Raw genomic sequence first — 20,891 nt, forward strand, 5'->3', positions numbered from 1 at the left:
TTTATCAATCCTCTCTATAAGTATATGTTATCTATGACTTAAAATATATTTTAAGTCATAGATATATGATATTGTTCATTTACAAATTTGTCAAGCTTGACCCTGACAATAAGTAATATTTTTTGCTACAATCTGTTATTAATCTCATATGGAAGCCGTTATATGAAGCCAATAGCCATAAGGGATGTTATTTATAGGTTATTGGCTTTATGTCTTTATATCTGAGTATTTGATAGCTGGCAAATTTAATTGTTTTACAGTGATAAGATTTTCTTATTTATACTTGAGATAGGATAGCGAAAAATTTTTAAGCACTATATTTTTCAGATTCCTAACCTTATTTATAATATTTTCGATTTAACACTATATCATTTGAACTAATATAAGGATTATGATATTTTTTGCGTTTTCGAGTGAAATAAGGGAAATTAATGGATTCTTTTGGACAAAAGGAAATGCAAGCCATACACTGATTACATTTATGTTGAAATGTTGGTTTACCATTTTGCATTATTATATTTTTGCAAGGGCATACTTTAAAACATAATCCACAAGAAATGCAATCATCCCAAACCTTGAAATATTTATCATTAGATGGACAATTTTTTATATAATGGTTCATTATTTTATGAAAAAGTGTATTTACTAAAAAATTGGGTTTTGGGTAGTTCCTTATTTCTTTTTGTGATATTTCTTTTGATATAATTCTAAGCTGTTCCTCCATTTTAGGGACACGTTTTTTAGGGTTAGGAAATGGTGGATACATGGCTACATAATTAGCAACACTATATACTTTATTCCCATAAGATAAATTACACCCTTTTTCCTTGAGTAACAATGCTAATTCTTCCATGCTTTTTCCGTTAATAAAAGCAGGCATAGAAATTGCAAATATATAGGCATCAGGGGATAACTCTAAATTTTTTATAAATTGAATTACAGTTTCTGGTATAGTCCAATGGTATACAGGAAAAATAAATCCTATTCGTTCAGCAGTCAATTTTGAATAATCAGATGGTGATGTTCTCATTGAGATAATCTCTGTATTATTAAGTTCTTGTGCGATTACCTGAGCAGCTCGCATACTATTTCCTGTTCCAGTAAAGTAGTAGATTACATTACGCATATTTTTTACCTCCAAAATCTGTTGAATAAGACTTGTAACAGTCTATTTTTTATTCTGAGTTTTAAACAGAATAGTGTTCTGTTAGGATTATATCATATATGCAAATTAGGGTCAATAATTAAGAGAATAGCGTTCTTTTAATTGTATAATCTGTCCTATTCTTGTTGACATTATGATATGTGTAATTATACCTTGAGAGAAATATAAGGGTGAAATAATGAGAGAATTATTTAAAATACAATGCCATTTAAAATACAAAAAATATAGATTATGAAAAAATTTTTTAAGGTAAACGTTTATTAAAAAAAGAAATGTTTACATAACGAATAAATGGCTATAATTTAAATACACAAAGTTATATCAGAGAGAGGAATAAAAATATGTTTAATGAACTTAGAACAAAAGAAAATGTATATAAAAATTTAATAAATGGAAAATGGGTGGAATCTAATTCAAGAAAACCAATAGAAATTTACTCACCAATAGATAATTCTCTTGTTGGTAAAGTACAATCTATGACAAAACACGAAGTAGATAAAGCCATTGAAAATACAAAAGAGAGTATAAAGGTATGGGCTGAAATGCCTGTATACAAGAGAGCTAATATATTCCATAAGGCTGCTGATTTATTGTTAGAAAATATGGACGAGATAGCTAATATATTGGTACTTGAAATAGCCAAAGATATAAAGTCTGCAAGAGCAGAAGTTGAAAGAACGGCAGATTTTTTAAGATATACAGCTGATGTAGGAAAAAATATGGAAGGTGAAGCTATTAGTGGTGATAACTTCCCTGGTGGAACAAGAAATAAGATGTCTTATGTTTCAAGGGTTCCATTAGGTACTGTTTTAGCGATATCTCCTTTTAATTATCCTGTGAATTTATCAATGTCAAAGATTGCACCAGCACTTATTGGTGGAAATGCAGTTGTATTAAAACCTGCCACACAAGGAGCTATTAGTGCACTTCATGTAGTAGAAATTATGAGAAAAGCTGGTATACCAGATGGAGTACTTAACACTATTACAGGTAGGGGTAGTGAGATAGGGGATTATGTTGTAACTCACAAAGGAATTAATTTTATCAACTTTACTGGTAGTACTGAAGTTGGTCAACATATATCTAAAATATCTAGAATGGTACCATTATTATTGGAACTTGGTGGAAAAGATGCCGCTATAGTATTAGAAGATGCAGACTTGGATTTTGCAGCTAAGAATATAGTGTCTGGAGCTTATTCATACTCAGGCCAAAGATGTACAGCAGTGAAGAGAATCCTAGTACAAGAGAGTGTAGCTGATGAATTAGTGGAAAAGATAAAGCCATTAGTAGAGAAGTTAACGATTGGAAATCCAATGGAGGAAGTAGTTATCACGCCTCTTATAGATAACAAAGCGACTGATTTTGTTCAAGGTTTAGTTGATGATGCACTACATAAAGGAGCAAAATTAATAACAGGTAATGTTAGAAAAAATAATTTATTTTATCCAACATTATTAGACAATGTAAATGTTGATATGAAGATTGCTTGGGAGGAGCCTTTTGGCCCAGTACTTCCAATTATAAGAGTTAAAGATATAAATCAAGCAATTGAAATTGCTAATCAGTCAGAGTATGGACTTCAATCATCGGTATTTACAAGTGATATTGATAGGGCATTTTATATTGCTGATAAGCTTGAGGTTGGAACTGTTCAAATAAATAATAAGACTGAAAGAGGGCCAGACCATTTCCCATTCTTGGGTGTAAAGGCATCTGGTATGGGAACTCAAGGTGTTAAGTATTCAATTGAGGCTATGACTAGACCTAAGGCAGTAGTGGTAAATGTTAAAGAGTTATAAGTAAATGACTAGGAATAAATAAAATGATTATAGAAAGTAACTAAAATAGTCAGAAATATAATAAAGTGGAGAATTTAATTCTCCACTTTATTTTTTAAACTTTCATTTTTTATGTAATATATCTCTTAGAATAAATAACTTTGTACTGATTAGTTAGAGGATTTTTGAAATAATTGCTTTTCAAAATCTTCTATTGGTAAAGGTCTAGAAAAGATATAGCCCTGTAACATATCACATTTTATTTCTTGTAAAAAGTCTTTTTGAAAACTAGTTTCTATTCCTTCAGCTACAGTAGTCATTTTTAGTTTCTTAGCTAATTCAATTATAGAGATAATTATATCTCTTTCACGCTCAGAATCTAGGCGTTCTGATTTAAAGAATGCGCCATCTAATTTTATAGTATCAACATAAATATCCTTAAGCATATTAATTGAGGAATAACCACTTCCAAAATCATCAATAGAGCATTTAAAGCCATATTTATGGATTTCATTTATTATTTCACTAAATACTTTAACATCTTCAAATACAATTGTTTCTGTAATCTCAATTTCTATAAGATTAGGTGGAATATCATATTTTTGGGCTATTTCTTTATATGAATTAATAAAGTTTTTGAATGAAAAATGATAGCGAGACATATTTACTGAAATATTTATAGTATTTAATCCACAATCAATCCATCTTCTTAAGGTTTTGCAGACTTCTTCAAAAACGTATAAATCTAACTGTACAATAAAGCCATTTTTTTCAAATAATGGAATGAATTCATTAGGAGGGATTATTTTCCCAACAGGAAGAATCCATCTAACTAGAGCTTCTGCACCACATATCGTTTGATTAGATAGTTCCAATTTTGGTTGTAAATAAACTTGAAATTCTCTCTTTTCAAGTGCTTCATACATTCTATTTTCTATACTTTTCTCTAGTATGAGTTTTTCCTTATCTGTTTTGCTATAAAAATTACAAATACATAAACCATGATTTTCTATATTTTTAGTTGCTTTACAAGCTACATTTGCTCTATCTTGGATATTTGTTATATCTAAAGAAGTATCATGAATTACATAGGCACCAGCAGTAAAGTAAAGCATGTATTTATAATCAGCATTATCATTGAATTTATTGATATATTTAACTATTGAGTTTAGTCTAGAAGTTATGTCTTCTTGATTATTTTTAAAAAGAAGAATGAAATTATCAGCAAAGATTCTAGTTACAAGCTCACCTTCATGTAAGTGCTCGTTTATGCAATTATAGATATATTTTAAAAGTTTATCTCCAGCTATATTTCCTGCTGAATCATTTATTAATTTAAATTTTTGCATGTTTAGCCATATAAGAGTATATGTATCAGATGGTGACTGTTCAATAACTTCTTTTACTGTTATGTTAAATTTAGTACGGTTCATACCTCCAGTAATTGGGTCAATAAAAGCTAATTCCTTTAATTCCTTATTATTTTTTTCAATAATCTCATTTTGTTTTACTAATTTTGTGACATCTGAATAGATTAAAAGATATATAGGTTTATCATCTTCCCAATCTATGCATTCAGCCACAACTTGCATGTGAACGATGTCTCCATTGATAGTTTGTGGAGAAATAGAAAAACAAATGTATTTTCCATTTCTAAAATCACTATAGTGTTTATACACTTCACTAAGATAGCTTTCTGAATCTATATCTTTTAATAGGAAATTTACATTATCTTTAAAAATATCAAAGTATTTTTGGTTAGCATCAAGAAGTTGGAAACCAAAATCAGTAACCTTAAACTTAGCAATGAGACCAGGAAAATTTTTGTAAGTTGCAGTTTGCTCTATTTTAATCATCATTTGTTCAGTAATATCAATCATAACGGAATATGAAATAGGGCATCCATCAATAATTTCTCCTGTTAAAAATCCAAATAACTTTATCCATAATTTTTTTCCATTACGATGCTTCATACGACAAACATAGTCATATTTTTTTTCTCCATTAGAGAATTTCTTTTCCACATAATCTACAAGTGAATTCCAATCTTCTGGATTATCTTTGTAAAAAAGGTCACATTGATTATGAAATAGCGATTCATATTCTTCTTTTGTATAACCAAACATTTCATAATAGCGGTCATTAGCCCAAACAACAGTAAAGTGTTCATCTAATTGGTGTCTACTAACGCTTACATCTAACGCATTCATTAATAAACTATATTCAATATTTGCAAAATCTTCATGCTTTGACATTATTAGGACTCCTTTATAGCATATATTTCATAGAATATCTAAATTACCTAACTTAAATTGGATTTATTTTTAAGCTTATTTTTATACATTAAAGAATTCAATTTTGATATTAAAGTTTCAATATCAGATATACCATATCATTTAATTAATCCATAACTGGTAGAAATGGTATAAGTGTATCCATTAATGCTACTTAAGTGTCACTTAGTTTTGATAATTCATTATTGATATTAAGTGCTATTTTTTATATCTCTATACAACTTGTTTTATAATTTCTAATTTATGGCATCTTTTCTAAATAAATATTTTTTCAATGGAATATATATGATTGATGAATATAAGTATTTTTAAGGTTAGCAATATATTACTTTCGATTATAAAGTAATAAGTTAGAGTGTTTGTTGGTGAAAATGTAATCAGTATACTATCAAACAGTATATATTCTAAAGTAAACCAAATAAACTTTAAAAACAGACTGAATTCCATTTGATTTTGAGTTATTATATAAATGTGTTCTTTTATTTTATCTATAGGGTAACATAAGCTAAAATCTAAATTAGGTAGACTTAACATATCTACACTTTTTTGTTGTACATAATTGTATTATATCAGTAATATGCTATTTTACTTAATTATAACATCACAAAACTTAGACCATATGTATGAATGGTCTATACTAATTATAGATTATGAATAAAAAATAAGCAACTATTTTAATTTATTAAATAAAAATAAATATAGATTATGAAAGTCAATAATTTTAATTTATTAAAGAGGGAAAATATGAAAAGAAAACCACAATATTCAATTGTATTTGAAGATATAATTAAACAAATTTATACAGGCAGAATTACTGTTGGTGACAAGCTTGATTCTATTAATAAGATGTCCAAAGAGTATATGGTATCAAAAAATACTATAAAAACAGTAATAAAAATGCTATTAGAAAAGGGTTTTATAGAAACCAAAGCTGGGTCTAGAGCAACTGTGATATACAATGCAAGTACACAACAATCAATTGAATCTGAATTATCATATGAGAAAATCTTGCAAATGTCAGATATATATCAAATTTTCAGTTTGATATTTCCTTCTATTGCTATTAATAATGTTAAGCAATTTACATCTAAAGACTTTCAAGAATTAAATGATATTATCAATCATATGGAAGAGAATAGTTCTGACACTTTTATAATTAGAAAACAGAGGATAAAATATATAAACAAACTAATAAGCAAAACAAATAATTCTCTGATTCAATATTTCTGCGATATTATTCAATATGATGTTATGATTTCACCAATGGATTATAGTGTCAATAATTTGGAGAACGGTTATGTTACTTTTTTTAGTAGTAAGTATATAGAGCAGGTAAGACAAAGTTATTTATATGGGTTAAATAGAGATTTTATTGAACTTAAGAAGTTATTGACTTACATGTATGAAAGTTGTAGAAAATTAACACTTAACATGATAAAAAAATATGTTTCAGAAGATAAGTATTCAAACAATTTTAAGTATGTATCATTAGAAAAAAGTTATTTGTATGACTTTATTGTTTCAGATATAATTTGTAAAATTTTTGAAGGAAATCTTAAAGTAGGAGACTGTCTACCATCAATTACTTCAGTAATTAATAAGTATAATGTATCTCTTCCAACAGTTAGAAGTGCATATAATGAACTAAATGAGTGTGGTATAGCTAGAACAATTAATGGAAAAGGAACTTATATAACACTTTTTTCTGAATATGCAGATGATTATATAAAGACAGAAAAAGGAGCTAAAAGATTGACACTGCTTTTAGAAGCTATGGAGTTTATTACAATTACCTTTGAAGATGTAGTATTTTTATTAGGTAGTAGAATGGATTATGTAGATATAGAGAATATAGAAGCTCATTTAAGAGGTTTACAAAATAGTTATAAAGAGTGTAAGGTATATCCAGACTTTGTTTTACTTTGTAAGATAATAGACTGTACACACATTTATGTAGTACAGGAAACTTTCAGACATTTAAAACAACATACGATATTTGGAATTTATTTAGAGAGATTCTTTCATAAAAAATATAATGAGATTTTGAAAACACGCTTTGATGTATGTTTCGAGATACTTACATATTTAAAAAAAGGTGATATTAAAAATTTTGCATCAGCTTTTTCTAATGTCTTTGAAGACTCTTTTCAAAGGTTGAAAAATGCTATATTTATATTAAGCCAATGATGATGGAATAGAATAAAACTTTATTAATTTATCATATTAACCATATTAATTCCCTACATAGCAACTTGAAAGTTTGAGCAAGACATTTTTATACCAAGTACATAGGTAACAGTTTGTATTGGCTTAATTGGGTAGAGAGAAACAAAAACATTTTAAGGAGGGATATTAGCAATGAAAGAATATAAGATTGTAGAAGCTAAGAAGTCTCAAGCAGAAACAATAATGAATGACATGGCAAAGCAAGGTTGGGAAGTAGTTAGTGTAACATATTGGTATTCTTGGAAAATCTCTCTTGTGATTACTTTTTCTAAGGAAGTGTAATCATCGACACACAGGTTTAACAGAATCAATATATTTAAGTAAGGGATATTTTCTAAAGGTAATATTTGAAAATATCCCTTAGAGAGTTTTTTGTTTATATGTATATTTTTATGTAATAATTCGATTCCAAACGAGTAATTATAAGAAATATATTTCATTTTTAGATAAATATTTTAATATGAAAAAATATTCTAAGAAATTTTTACGACATTTTATCCTAATAGAATGATTGTTTTTTGTGTATTATATTATCTTAAATTATACAAGATTGTTTAAAAATATTGATTTACTTGAATATTTATCCAGTTATGCACTTTGATTGACCAGTTACACGAAATATATTGAATATTAAGAAAATTAGTAATATTATATGGATAAATAAAAAAATATATAGGAGGTATTTTATATGAGTCTTTTTGTTGGTGGATGGTCAAAATTTAGAACTGTCGAGGAAGAAGATTTAAAAGTATTTAATGAAGCTGTAGGAATGTTAAAAGGTGTTGATTATGAAGCACTTATTGTTGCTACTCAAGTTGTTGCAGGAACAAATTTTAAATTTATTTGTAATGCTACTTCAGTCACAAATCCTCCACATGATTATTTAGCAGAAATAGTAGTTTTCAAACCTCTTCCTTGTGATGAGCATGATGCAACAATTACAAGTATTAATGTAATTAAGTAATATTAATAGGAGCTAGGATATGAGATTAAATATAACGAAACAAAACACTCTAGAGGTTGAAAATAGTAAAAAGGAAGATGTCTATTTTGTAATAGTTGATAATGTTTTCTTTGAACGTCATGGTGATGTATTTAATAGTATCACAGACAATAATTTAAATAATTATAATGTAGAAATATTACCGACTAATAATATTTTCTTAGAATTAAAAATAACATCTACTAAAGATTTAGAACCTGTTTTTATTGTAGTTGAAGATAGACAGTATAATCACGGAAGTGTAATGTTTAAGCCAGTAGTGGTGTAATGTCTAAATTTCTTACAGAAGTATAACTATAATAAAAAGAAAAAAGTCTATAAATATGATAACTATGAAAAGATAGTGTTTAAAAATATAACAAAAAAATATAACCAAATAAATGAACTAATTAAAATAACTGTGTTGACAAAATCTATATTCTGCAACACAGTTATTTTACTAAATAAGATAGAAATTTATCAATTACAAAAGTAAAATAAAACCTTTTATTTAAATCAAAATTTATAATTTAGGGGGCAAATAAATGCTAGAAAATCAAAATCAACTTTTAGATGAAATAACACTCTTATTAGATGAAGGAAAAGTAGCGATAAATAAGGCACAAGGTCAAAATTTAATTCTAGTTCTTGGAGGTACAGGTTGTGGAAAAAGTACTGCAATTAATTATCTTGCGGGATGTGTAATGAAGGAAGTAGAAGATGAAGATACTGGTACATCATATATTGAATGTTTAGACCCTGTAGCAGAGATTGGCTCAGGAGCTGTCTCACAAACTCTATATCCGAATATTGTAGATATGAGAAAACCAGTGGAAGGAATGAATGCAAAATTATGTGACACTGCAGGATTTAGTGATAATAGAGGAGTAGCTCATGATATTAGTGCAGCAGTTTCATTAGGTGAGGTATTTAAAAATTCTGCATCTATATGTGCAGTAATTGTACTAATACCAGAAGCAGACATTTTAGACTCTAGACTTACAAAAGTGCTGGATTTATTCCAACAGTTAAATATGTGTCTTCATAAAGATAACTTTAAAGGAAGTATAACTTTTTTCATTTCAAAAAGCTTCTTAGGAAGAACAGAAAAACAATTATATAATATTATCAGAAAAAAATATGAACAGTTGTGTGAATCCTCAGAAAGTAATATAGATGAAAAGGCTTGGTTATTTGAAGAATTGCTAAAAGATAATGGCAAAAATATTCATCTTTGTAAGCCTCTTGTAGCTGAAGAGAGAGAGACTTTATTAAAACAAGCACTAGAATTAAATGAAGTCAAGGATAAGACATCAGCATTCCAATATCCAATTAGTTCGGATGCAAGATTAGTTTTAGATACATTAATAAAAGAGATTCAAAGTAGTATAGTATCTAGTTTAGAAGATTATGTGAAGGCATATACAGAAGACTTTATTAATGTTATTGAAAGAATAACAATGATTCGAGAAATATCAACATATGATAGAGTTGTAGGGACATTTAAAAATTGGTTGGAAAATACATCAAGTCTTACTATAGACAAATTTATTAATGTGTTATCTAAAGAAAGTGGATTATTCTTGAAAGATAGTTGCATGAAGTTACAAAATAAGATAAAGGGAAATTTAGATATAATTGATGCCCTAAGTAAATATACAGAGAATGGAACTGGGGAAATTCTATTACCTTCTGTACACATGGAATCTATTATAGAAAAAGTAAGTAAAAAGATAATGGAGCAAAACTTCACTATAATAAGAAAGAATTTAGAAAAAGTTTTAGTTTCTCATGAAGTACAAAAACAAGTATTTACATTAAAAAATAGAGAAAAATTGATGGAAGTTGCAAATAAAAAGGACTATATGTATAGTGTAAATGATTTTGAAGAAATTTTGATGAATGTTACGACTGTACAGCGTGAAGAATTAGTAGACAGTATAACAAGATTAAATGCATATGGAGAAGAAGGAAACGAAATAATTAGAGAATTTGTAAGTAAATACATCTTAAATCCATTTATAGTAAAAACAATTAATATTAATGATAAGAAGTGTGTTGAAATAAGAGCATTGATTCCAAACTTAGTAATTAGTAGTGTATTGAAATATTTTAAAAATAGAAAAGTAGATGACAATACTACTACATTTATGTTCTTTGCTAAAGAGACTATTTATATGGATGATAACCTTGGAATGGAATTTGCATCAGAGAAAAATATTATTCTTTCTTGTAATAATCTCGATGTAAGTAGCAATGTAAAGATTAACGTAAGTGGAAAGAGTGGAGACCTTGTAGATAATTCTATGTATGGACAAAATGGTAAAGATGGTAGGGATGCAGGTAATATTTACCTATACATTAAGAAAGAAATTAGAAATTATCGCTTAACATTAATTGCAAATGGAGGAAATGGCTCTAAAGGAACAGATGGGAAACGTGGAGATGATGGAGCAAGTGGAGCTAATGGAGCAGATGCAGGATATACAAGTTATTTTGCTGCACAAATATTTAAGGGATATTTTGCAGAAGGCACAAAAGGTAAAAAAGGTGATAAAGGTGGAACTGGTGGAAATGCTGGAATAGGTGGAAATGCTGGTAAGAAAGGTAATATTTACTTCGTTTCAGATTCAGAAGAACAAAAAAATAGAATAATTAATCATTGTGATGTAACAGTGAGAGATGGAGAAGCAGGTCCAAATGGTGTACCAGGCTCAGGTGGATATGGAGGCAAAGGTGGTTATAATGGTTATAATACACTTTCATTCTCTGCAAGTGGTATAGATAAGACTCTGTACTATACAGGATATTTTACAAGTTGGGATTATAAAATAGAGAAAGTATTTTATTATCGTGTAGAACTTAGTGGTGGAAGTTGGAGTGAAGGAAAAACAGGACCATCAAGAGAGTATGCTGAATATGGAGATAGAGGAGACAATGGAGGATTTAATGCACCAAATACCAAGATATCAACAGCCGTTTCAAAAGTAGAAGAAAGTCTAATTAAAGAAAAATATCAAAGCTATTGTTCTGAAATATAGAAAGGGATGGATATATGGCAAATAAACTTTATAGTGGAATCGTAAACCTTTTGGAAGAGGGAAGGGACACACTTGAAAAATATAACTTAAAAGAAAAATCAATTTTATTATTCTTAGGTGCTTCAGGTGTTGGAAAGAGTACTTGTATCAATTATTTAAAAGGTTGTGAAATGGAAGAAAAAACAGATGCAGAAACTGGACAAGTATATATTACTGCAAAAGATTCAGCTGTTGAAATTGGTAATGGTGTATACTCTAAGACGTTATGCCCAGAAGTTGTAGATGTTACAAATAGAGACTTTTCATTATGTGATTGTCCAGGATTTTTTGATAATCGTGGACCAGAATATATGATTGCAGGAGCAATGCTTGTAAGAGAAACTATCTTTACATCTTCAAAGGTGAAAGGAATGGTAGTTATTTTAGACTACCAGTCTCTACTGGATTCTAGACATACACTATTAATAGAAACAGCTAAAAACTTAAAAGATATGTTTAATGATTATACAAAGTATAAAGAAAATTTTTTCTTCCTTATTAATAAAATACCTAAGTCACTCAGTGATAAAGTAACTGAAGAGAAAATAAGAGCTATATTGAAGAAAGTAAAAAAAGACCTAGACAGTCAAGAGAAAGATTATGATGGTTACAAGGAGCTAGTATATCTATTAAATGTAATCTTATCAGACAATATATCTATCAAACTGTGTAATCCACTGGATAAAAAGCCAGAAGTATTATTAGATAAAATGAAAAATCTTCCTGGAAATTTTGAAAAGACAGATATGGGCTTGATGCTTACTGCTTCTTGTAAAATAGAAATACAAAAAGCTGTTGATGTAACATATAATGAGACAGAAAAACTTTTAGTTCCTTATATACAAAGTGTAAAAAAAGGTATAGAAGACTCTATTTCCATTTTACCTTCTATAAAAAGTCTAAAAGATACAGAATCACAGTTGGAGAGTATGTATACAAATCTATGTAGTAAAGTAGCTAATATTAGAGAACTTATGGAGTTTGTACAGGAACTTTCATATGGTTACGGATTACAAAAAGTTAATCTATTAGAAGAAGTACGCCTTCTCTTAGAGCTAAATAGTTATTGTAGTGAAACTCACATTGTTGGCTTAAGCGAGCTATTAAAATCATTACTAAAGAATACATTAGAAGATGCATTAAGGGATATTAGATACTGGATAATAGAAGAGGAAAATAAGAAAGAAGAGGCCAAAAAGCTTGAAGATGCAGAATATAGAAGAGATAAGATTAGAAGTTGTACATATATAAAATCATATGATAAAGAAAATATACTTTCCATGTATATACCTATACCTAAGGTGAATTTATCAGACTTAACTGAAATAATATCTGGTTATCAACTTAATATTTTATCGTCTATATATATGTATGGAGATTGTGAGATAAAAATCGATTGTAATATGGAGAAAGAAGTTTTCTCAGGTAAAAATATTGTATTGTTAGCAAAAAAATTATGTATACCAGAAGGAACTCATTCAATTAACGTATCTGGTAAAGATGCAGAGCAATTGACTGGAGAAGACACTATTTATAATGGAATGAATGGAAGAGATGGTAATAATGCAGGAACTGCAGGTGACATTTTATTATCTTTTAAAGAGATAGAAAAAAAGGGAGAACTTAAACTTTATGTAGATGGTGGACTAGGTGGAAATGGACAGGATGGAAAAATAGGAGAGACAGGAATAACAGGAGAAATTGGAGCAAATGCAAAGATAGGTTCTGAAAAAGAGTCGAAAGAATTTGCTAACGATAACGATACAAAATATTTTGTGATAAAAGCAGAAAAAGGAAAACAAGGTGGAATTGGAGGTACAGGTGGAGACGGTGGAAATGCTGGTCTTGGAAGTAAATATGGACAGATTTATCTTCTTGGAAAAGCATCTGTACTAAAAGGTGCTATAAGTACAAAAGATGGACATCATGGTATGGCAGGAAAAGGAGGTTCTGGAGGAAAAGGAGGCTCTGGAGGTCTTGGAGGAATTAGAGGAATATATGAAGAAACAATAAGACGTGGAGAAGGGGGCGATTATAGTGATAGAAACTATTATTATTTTGATAGATATGTATTAAGTTACGCCTCAGACTCAACAGAGGTAGCAGATGATGGAGTAAAATTAAATGCTCTTTATGAAAAACATAAAGATTGGAAAATTAGCAAACGTGAAGATTCAGGTTCAGATGGAGCAGAGGGAAAAGAAGGGCGTTTTGGAAATGCACTAAAAGAAAAGGAATTATTAAAGCAAGAGTATTCTTTATCAATTGATACGTTCTTCTATGAGTTCTTTGATAGATTTGGTTTTACTGGAAGTAAGGGATATAGAAACCTTAAACTGTTATGTGCTGTAGGAATCTTAGAAGCTGATATTTTAGAACTTTCACATATTTATGAGATTTTTCATGCCGTTGAGAAAGTAGAGATGCAGTTAAATAAAGAAATACTTCAAAAGTACTTTAAATTTGAGAGCAAAAAGAAAGAACCACTTTCTATAGAAGATATGAATATAAAGAAAGAATTTTATCAAGAGGCAAAAGAGATTTATGAATATCTTATAAATAAATTGATGCAGTCTGATAAAATAGAATCTTTTGTAGCAGAAAAACAGAATTTTAGTGAATGGAGTATGATTTTATTTGCACTTGAGCAAAAGACTGCGTTCTATGTGCAAATGATAGAGGAAAATGAAATTGGAGGAAATCGTGTTACTGATATTCGTGCTTTAACAAATTACCTAGATAAGACTTTAAAAGAATTGGAACAAGGGCAGAAGGACAAAATAAAGGAAGGATATTTCAACACATATAAAGAAGGTATACTGACTCAAATTGAATCTGGAAATCAGCAAATAGAAGTTTTAAGAAATGAACTTGAGAATAAAATGATTTCTGTTTCTGCAAAAATGAATCTATTGATTCAAGAGATTCTAAAGATAAAAGAAGATGAAAAAGAAGATATAGAGAAACTAAAAGAGAAACAGAAAAAACTTGAGGAACAAATGAAAACACAGTTAATTCTTTCAGGGATACAGAGTGCGTTGAGCTTATTAACAGCATTTAGTGGCATTGGTCAAGCTTGTTTAGGGGCATTTGATAGTGCAAAATCTTTGAGTGAAAATCTTTCAGCTAAAGAAGAAGAATATAACTGGACTAACAGAATGGTTGAGTTCTCAGATTTTAAATTAAGTTCTGAGGGTATTAATGTTGTTCTTGGAGCTCAATTGAAGGATGATAGAAAGAATGTTTTAGAAAAAATGACACATAACTTAGCAGGTGTTGATGAAGGAAAAAGAGAGAAGTTTGACCAGATTAAAGATATTATAGTTAAGTCTGTAGATAATCCTGCATATGCAGAAAGAGATAGTGATATTCAAGCGGCAAGAAACGGATTAAGTGAAGACGAATATAAAGAAATCTACACAAAAATTGAGAAGAAACAAATAGGCATGCTAGAAGCAAATTATAGCAATAAACAACAAAAAGATAAATTAGCTGCACTAGAAAAGAGCAAACAAGCTGTTGAAAGACAACAAAAGACAGCTGCTATTAAAAATGCCTTAAGTATTGGTAGTTCTGCTTGTTCTCTTGTTAATACAGCAATTAGCGGTGTTAATAATTGTCTTAATGTAAAGTCTAGTTTTGAAAGTAAGATAGAGGTTGTAAAAGATGCAATTAAGGACAAAGAAAATAATATTAAAAAATTGGATGAATTAAATACTCAGATGGTAGAGTTTAAAGATAAAACTTTTAAAGAATCTATTGCACCATTTGTAGAAAAATTTGATAGTACAGTTAAAAATCAAGATATTTTCCAAAATGAGATAAGTAAGTTAAAAATGAAGGAAGTTTTAACTGAGTTAATTACAAAATTTGAAGGTCTAAAAATGGAAAACTCAGCAGAGATTTCTGGAATATTTAAAAAGGTACAAGATATGATGGAAACTCAGATTATCATTACTGATAAGATTGACAAGAAAAAAGATAACCTTGCAATGGGAGAATTAATTTATCAAATGTCGGATAGTGGTAATCAAATGAATGAATATCAGAAAAAACTTATTCATCAAATTGAATTAAATCAGGTTAGATACTTGTGTCAGCTAGAGGCAGCTGCTTTTCAATTATGGACATTCCCATTTGGAAGTAATATAGTAAATATCTTAAATAGATGCCATGTAGGGATTACAGAAGATGAAAATGAGGTTGTAAATCAAGCTAAAGAGCAAAATAGACAGATTAAAGATTTTCTAGACCAAGATACTTATCAATGGCAAAGAACAGATAATCATATTCTAAAAGTACCATTGGTAGGAAGTTTAGATGGAAAGAGTAAAGTAGGATTTGAAAATACATATTCTTTATATACTTGTAGTGAAGAAGAAGTGAAGAAGCTTTTGACTGGGGAGGAAATTAACTTTGAGATTCCAGTAAATCAAAACTTTGATGCTATGAAATATGTAACTATTTATGCTAATATACCTAATCTTAGACGAAATATTTTAGATGATAGTGCAAAAGTAAACGTGCATATGCGTTTATACGATAGTGGATATTTTTCACTATATGATGATAGAAAAGACGTCTATTATCAATATGTATTTCCACAAAACTATATTGATATCACACATGGTCTTGATGTTAAGTACAATGATTCAGATTCAATAAACTCAATATGGTCTTCAGTAGAAGATAAAGGAATAGAAAAGTTCAAGAATGCAGGATTAAATTCTGGGAGAAGCCCATACTCTATGGCTAAGGTTTCTTTGAAGTCTCATTTTAATAAAAAACTTTCTTATGATTTATTGACGAATGAACAGAAGAAGAAACTAGAATCGTATTTTAATACATCTAGTAAATACGCATGGAGTGAGAGTATAGATATATTGAAAAGTCTTGGATATGTTGATTTGAAAGGTGTTTTAGCAAGAAATTGGTCTGAAATCAAGAAAGATATAGATAATGATGGAGAGATTATGAAGCATTTCTCAATATTACAGGCTGATTTGTTGGAAAGAATTATTTATGAGCAGACTAGTATATTAAAAGCAAATATACCTGACTTGACGATTGAATTTGTAGGGTGTGGTATTTATGTAGAGTCTGAATTTAATTATTTAAAGCAAAATGAGTTAAGATGTTATGAACAGAGATTAGTTAAAAATACAGTTGAGGAGTAGTCTTTAAATAGGTATGAAAAAATCTAAAAAAGCACTTTTAAATATTTTGTTTAAAAGTGCTTTTTTTAATATGAATTATAAATTTATTATATGTACATATGTTTTGTAAGGAGTTTTATATAATTAGGATTAATTGTAGTTATAAGAATTAGAGTCTTCTAATAAATTTGTCATACTTTTTAAACTTATTCCAACAGTAGAGGCATTGTGTAAAAAGGCAGATGTACTTGGTCTAACAAATCCACCAACACCAAGTAAAATCAGACCTAAATTAAAGCCTATAATAAACTTAGAACTTAAATCAATTCTCTTCATAAGCTTATCACTAATCTGTTTTAAAACGATTAAGTTATTTAAATTATCTGCTGATATGGTAATATCTGAAATCTCTCTTGCTATTTCAGCACCTTCACTCATTGCAATTCCGACATCTGATTCTGAAATAGCAGGGGAATCATTGATTCCATCTCCAATCATAATCACTTTTCGACCATTTAGTTTTTCATTTTTGACAAAGTTGGCTTTATCTTCTGGTAAGACTTCTGAATAATATTCATCAACGCCAATTTTACTTGCTATAGATTTTGCTGTTTTTTCACTATCTCCAGTCATCATCACAATCTTTTTAATTCCATATTCTTTCAAATTTGAAATTACATATTTTGCTTCTTCTCTTAGAGGGTCATTAATGCAAATAACTGCTGATAACTTGCCCGATATTGCCATAAATAGGTGTGAATATTCATCTGATAGATTATTATACTTATCATCTTCACCATCTGGAATAGTACACTTCTCATCTTCAAATACGAAGTGTTTGCTACCTATTATAACTTTTTTATTATCAACTTTTGTTGAGATACCATGTGCAATAATGTATTCTACCTCTGTATGCATCTCTTTGTGACTAAGCCCTTGTTTTTCAGCTTCATATACTACTGCATTTGCTATAGAGTGTGGGAAGTGTTCTTCTAAGCAAGCTGCAAGTCTTAACATTTCTTTCTTATTATAATCTTGGAATGTAATTATATCTGAAACAGTCGGTTGAGCTTTTGTTAGTGTGCCTGTCTTATCAAATACAATAGTATCTGCACATGCCACACCTTCAAGAAATTTTCCACCCTTTACAGTAATGTTGTGATTGTTACATTCTCTCATAGCTGACAGTACAGAAATAGGGATGGAAAGTTTTAATGCACATGAGAAATCTACCATCAATATAGAGAGTGCTTTTATAGGATTTCTAGTAATTGCATAGGTTAATATGCTTCCTAAAAAACTGTATGGAACTAATGTATCTGCTAGATGTTCAAATTTACTTTCCACAGAGGATTTTAATTTCTCAGATTCTTCAATCATGGTTACTATTTTTTGAAATCTAGTAGTACCAGCTTTTTCTTTGACACACATGACAATATTGCCTTGTTCTATTACAGTTCCAGCATATATGTAAGAGCCTTCTCTTTTGTTGATTGCAAGAGATTCACCTGTAAGTGATGCTTGATTAACCATTGCTTCTCCTGATACTATAACCCCATCGAGTGGAATCATAGTTCCCATATTTACACTGACTAAGTCGTCTTCTTTTATTTCTGAAATTGGAACTAGTATTTCGGTATCATCTTTTTTTAACCATACTTTTTCAATGTTCAATGACATACTTTGAGCTAAATCGTCTATAGATTTTTTTCTGGTCCATTCTTCTAGTAATTCGCCTATACCAAGAAGAAACATGACTGACCCAGCTGTATTGACATCTTTTCTAAAAATAGAGATGCCTATAGCAGTGGCATCTAAAACAGAAATTTCTATTTTTTTATTTAGTAGAGAAGAGATACCTTTTTTAAAATATTTTATAGAGTGAAATCCTATTAAAAAAAATCTTAAGGACTTTGGGAAAAATATTTTAGAGACACTCTTAACAAGTAGCTTGTTTACTAATTTATCTCTATAGTAATTATTTAATTCTCTGCTAGTATGTTCAGGGACTAGACTTTCTATTTTGCTATTATTAAAACTAAACTTAGTGATTTCTGTTATTATGTATTCTCTTTCTCCAGTGTAATAAACAACTGCATCACCAGTTCTATCGTAAACTTTTGCTTTAGTAATACCATTTATAGAAGTTAAATAATATAAGAGAGTATCTGATTGCTTACTATTTAATTTACCAAGTTGTAAATCAAAGCGTATACGACCTCTTATTTCATGTTTTATATAAAAATTCAATTTACTTCCTCCTGATACTATTGATTATAATACTTGGTACTATTAACTATGATATTTGATATTATTGATTATAATACTTTGTATAATTAACTATAGTACCTAATATTATTAATCATAATAATCGTTAAATTTATTCTCCTGTGCAAGCGCTATTTTTTTCTTCAGTTTCATTTTCTTTGATTTCTTCATATTTAATGCTATTACAATTAGTATCTTCTACAGTTTTTATAGCTTCTGTTTTAGGAGCTTCTTGTTCATATTTAGAGACTTCTTGTATAGCGTTTGCCTTAGATGTTGATGATTCCTCCTGTTCGTTGATTTCTTTTGCTTCTGCTAAAATATCTTCTACGTTTTCTTGGATTTTAGTAGTTGTTTCAAGTACAGAGTCTTTAACTTTTAATGCCCCTGCTGTTGCACGAGTGCAAGTTTTTTTTGCACAGTCGCTTGAAAGTATCTTAACACCTAAAGTGCCAAAAAGTACTCCTCCTAAAAATATCCCTGTTTTTTTCATTTTTAAAATATTCATTTTACCTTATCCTTTCGTTTAATTAGATTTTATTTATATTTATGTACAGAGTAATAAATGCTTGAAGTAACTCTTATATAGCTGATACAATTTTCTATATTTATTTTATATTTTAGAAAATTCTTGATATCTATTTCAAAAATTAAAAATTCAATAATAATTGTTATTAATAGATTTCTAAAATCATATGACATTTATTACCATTTATGAAATTAAGTATAGCATGAGCGAATGGTATTTTCAACAGAAAATGATAATTTATATCAATTAATTTGGTTGGTTTGTGAAAGAATGTAGTAGGAGAGTTTAAGGTGTTGAGATTAAGAATTTTTCTATAGTGGAATTTTATAATGATTTATATGAGTGTTGGCATATGTATGAGTGTTGGCATATGTATGAGTGTTAGCATATGTATGGGATTTGCAATCGTCAAAAAGCTAGAGATTTATGTTTTAATTCTCTAGCTTCTTATTTATTTTCTATACATGATGCTGGGATAGCACCATGTTAGAATTTTTATTATAACCATTTTATCGATGGATGAGGAACAGCTCTGCCTTCCTTAGTTATATGTGTTGTAGGGAATCCAATTGCACAGGCATCAAATCCATATTCTCCTGTTGGGACTCCTAAAATATCGCAGAAATCTTTATTATTGCCTAATCTTCCTATTACACTAACAAGTTCAAGACCTAATCCTAAAGCCGTTGATTTAAGCCACATATTTTGCATCACATGAGACAATGATTTTTGTTCTATGGCTGGTATTCCACGACGTTCTGCCACAATAATAAGATAAGGTGCTGTCCCTATACCAAGAACCCCTTTTTTAACTTGCATCTTTAAAGAAGCAATGAAGGATTGAAGAGTGATGTTGTTCTCGGCTTCCTTCTCAAGGGTTGATATTTGAGTTTTAATAACATCAATAAGAATAGTTTTTATTTTATCCATTTGTAAACTGTTATTTGAAATAACAAAGAAATGTCTGAAATCTGTTTGTTTTGCTACTGCAAGTATTGCATAAGGTGCAAGTCTTCCAGTTTCAATTATTTCTTCAACAAGTTCTTTTGAGGGTACTTCTTTTGTAAAACTTCTTACAGATCTTCGAGTTCTTAATAGCATATCCAAAACTTCATTAACATTGCTTTTGTCTAAATTGTTCATTTTGTCCTCCACTAATCAATACATCTACCAAATTATTAAATTTATATCCAATTCATAATTCAATAGATATTTGATATATTCCATTCATTAATATTATTCTTAGGATATTTTATAATACATTCATTAAAGGTAAACTTTTTGGTCATGTTAAACACCTTCTCCAAATTAATTTACTGTTTTTTATGAACACATTGTTGATTAATAGCCTATATGTATATTATAATGTTTATGTTGTTTTATACAATAAACAATAATATTTAAACTGTT

The 20,891-nt window shown here is 29.0% G+C and carries 12 protein-coding genes and 1 pseudogene; 8 read left to right on the top strand and 5 right to left on the bottom strand.

What is annotated here, in order from left to right; all coding sequences use genetic code 11:
• Nucleotides 1–337 precede the first annotated feature (337 nt).
• Entirely contained in the window at nucleotides 338–1,126 is a 789-nt protein-coding gene (locus KGF38_RS04505) for an EFR1 family ferrodoxin (RefSeq protein WP_074179078.1), read from the bottom strand.
• 380 nt (nucleotides 1,127–1,506) lie between these two features.
• On the opposite strand from KGF38_RS04505, the gene KGF38_RS04510 reads away from it, so the two are divergent.
• Entirely contained in the window at nucleotides 1,507–2,967 is a 1,461-nt protein-coding gene (locus KGF38_RS04510; RefSeq protein ID WP_074179079.1) for an NADP-dependent glyceraldehyde-3-phosphate dehydrogenase, read from the top strand.
• Nucleotides 2,968–3,116: 149 nt separating this feature from the next.
• Here the strand turns inward: KGF38_RS04510 and KGF38_RS04515 are convergent, their stop codons facing one another.
• A complete protein-coding gene (locus KGF38_RS04515) occupies nucleotides 3,117–5,201 on the bottom strand; it encodes an EAL domain-containing protein (protein ID WP_227832231.1) in 2,085 nt (694 codons plus the stop codon).
• Nucleotides 5,202–5,984: 783 nt separating this feature from the next.
• On the opposite strand from KGF38_RS04515, the gene KGF38_RS04520 reads away from it, so the two are divergent.
• From KGF38_RS04520 to KGF38_RS04550, 7 genes and pseudogenes are all read left to right on the top strand, one after another.
• Complete coding sequence (locus KGF38_RS04520; protein ID WP_227832232.1) at nucleotides 5,985–7,427, top strand: GntR family transcriptional regulator; 1,443 nt, start codon at nucleotides 5,985–5,987, stop codon at nucleotides 7,425–7,427.
• Between the two features lie 26 nt (nucleotides 7,428–7,453).
• Nucleotides 7,454–7,561 (top strand): annotated as a pseudogene (locus KGF38_RS04525) (IS1595 family transposase); the annotation flags it as partial.
• Nucleotides 7,562–7,598: 37 nt separating this feature from the next.
• Nucleotides 7,599–7,748, top strand: a complete 150-nt coding sequence (locus KGF38_RS04530; protein WP_169466549.1) for a DUF4177 domain-containing protein — start codon at nucleotides 7,599–7,601, stop codon at nucleotides 7,746–7,748.
• Between the two features lie 406 nt (nucleotides 7,749–8,154).
• Nucleotides 8,155–8,430: a hypothetical protein gene (locus KGF38_RS04535; RefSeq protein WP_054275850.1), complete on the top strand. Its 276-nt coding sequence runs from the start codon at nucleotides 8,155–8,157 to the stop codon at nucleotides 8,428–8,430.
• Between the two features lie 19 nt (nucleotides 8,431–8,449).
• Nucleotides 8,450–8,737, top strand: a complete 288-nt coding sequence (locus KGF38_RS04540) for a hypothetical protein (protein WP_054269108.1) — start codon at nucleotides 8,450–8,452, stop codon at nucleotides 8,735–8,737.
• 256 nt (nucleotides 8,738–8,993) lie between these two features.
• Complete coding sequence (locus KGF38_RS04545; RefSeq protein ID WP_074179080.1) at nucleotides 8,994–11,489, top strand: ATP-binding protein; 2,496 nt, start codon at nucleotides 8,994–8,996, stop codon at nucleotides 11,487–11,489.
• Nucleotides 11,490–11,503: 14 nt separating this feature from the next.
• Nucleotides 11,504–16,705, top strand: coding sequence for a GTPase domain-containing protein (locus KGF38_RS04550; RefSeq protein ID WP_074179081.1), 5,202 nt, complete (start codon nucleotides 11,504–11,506; stop codon nucleotides 16,703–16,705).
• A gap of 129 nt (nucleotides 16,706–16,834) precedes the next feature.
• On the opposite strand, the gene KGF38_RS04555 is transcribed toward KGF38_RS04550, so the two are convergent.
• The 3 genes from KGF38_RS04555 to KGF38_RS04565 all read right to left on the bottom strand — a co-directional run bounded on the left by KGF38_RS04555 (nucleotide 16,835) and on the right by KGF38_RS04565 (nucleotide 20,624).
• Complete coding sequence (locus tag KGF38_RS04555) at nucleotides 16,835–18,934, bottom strand: heavy metal translocating P-type ATPase (RefSeq protein WP_074179082.1); 2,100 nt, start codon at nucleotides 18,932–18,934, stop codon at nucleotides 16,835–16,837.
• A 130-nt stretch (nucleotides 18,935–19,064) separates the two neighbouring features.
• On the bottom strand, nucleotides 19,065–19,460 hold the full coding sequence (locus KGF38_RS04560; RefSeq protein WP_074179083.1) for a DUF6110 family protein: 396 nt from the start codon (nucleotides 19,458–19,460) through the stop codon (nucleotides 19,065–19,067).
• A 519-nt stretch (nucleotides 19,461–19,979) separates the two neighbouring features.
• The gene (locus KGF38_RS04565) at nucleotides 19,980–20,624 is read right to left on the bottom strand and encodes a nitroreductase family protein (RefSeq protein WP_054269113.1); all 645 of its coding nucleotides are present in this window, start codon (nucleotides 20,622–20,624) and stop codon (nucleotides 19,980–19,982) included.
• Nucleotides 20,625–20,891 lie beyond the last annotated feature (267 nt).

The sequence above is a fragment of the Clostridioides sp. ZZV14-6387 genome, from assembly GCF_020657835.1.
In the GTDB taxonomy this organism is placed as follows: domain Bacteria; phylum Bacillota; class Clostridia; order Peptostreptococcales; family Peptostreptococcaceae; genus Clostridioides; species Clostridioides difficile_A.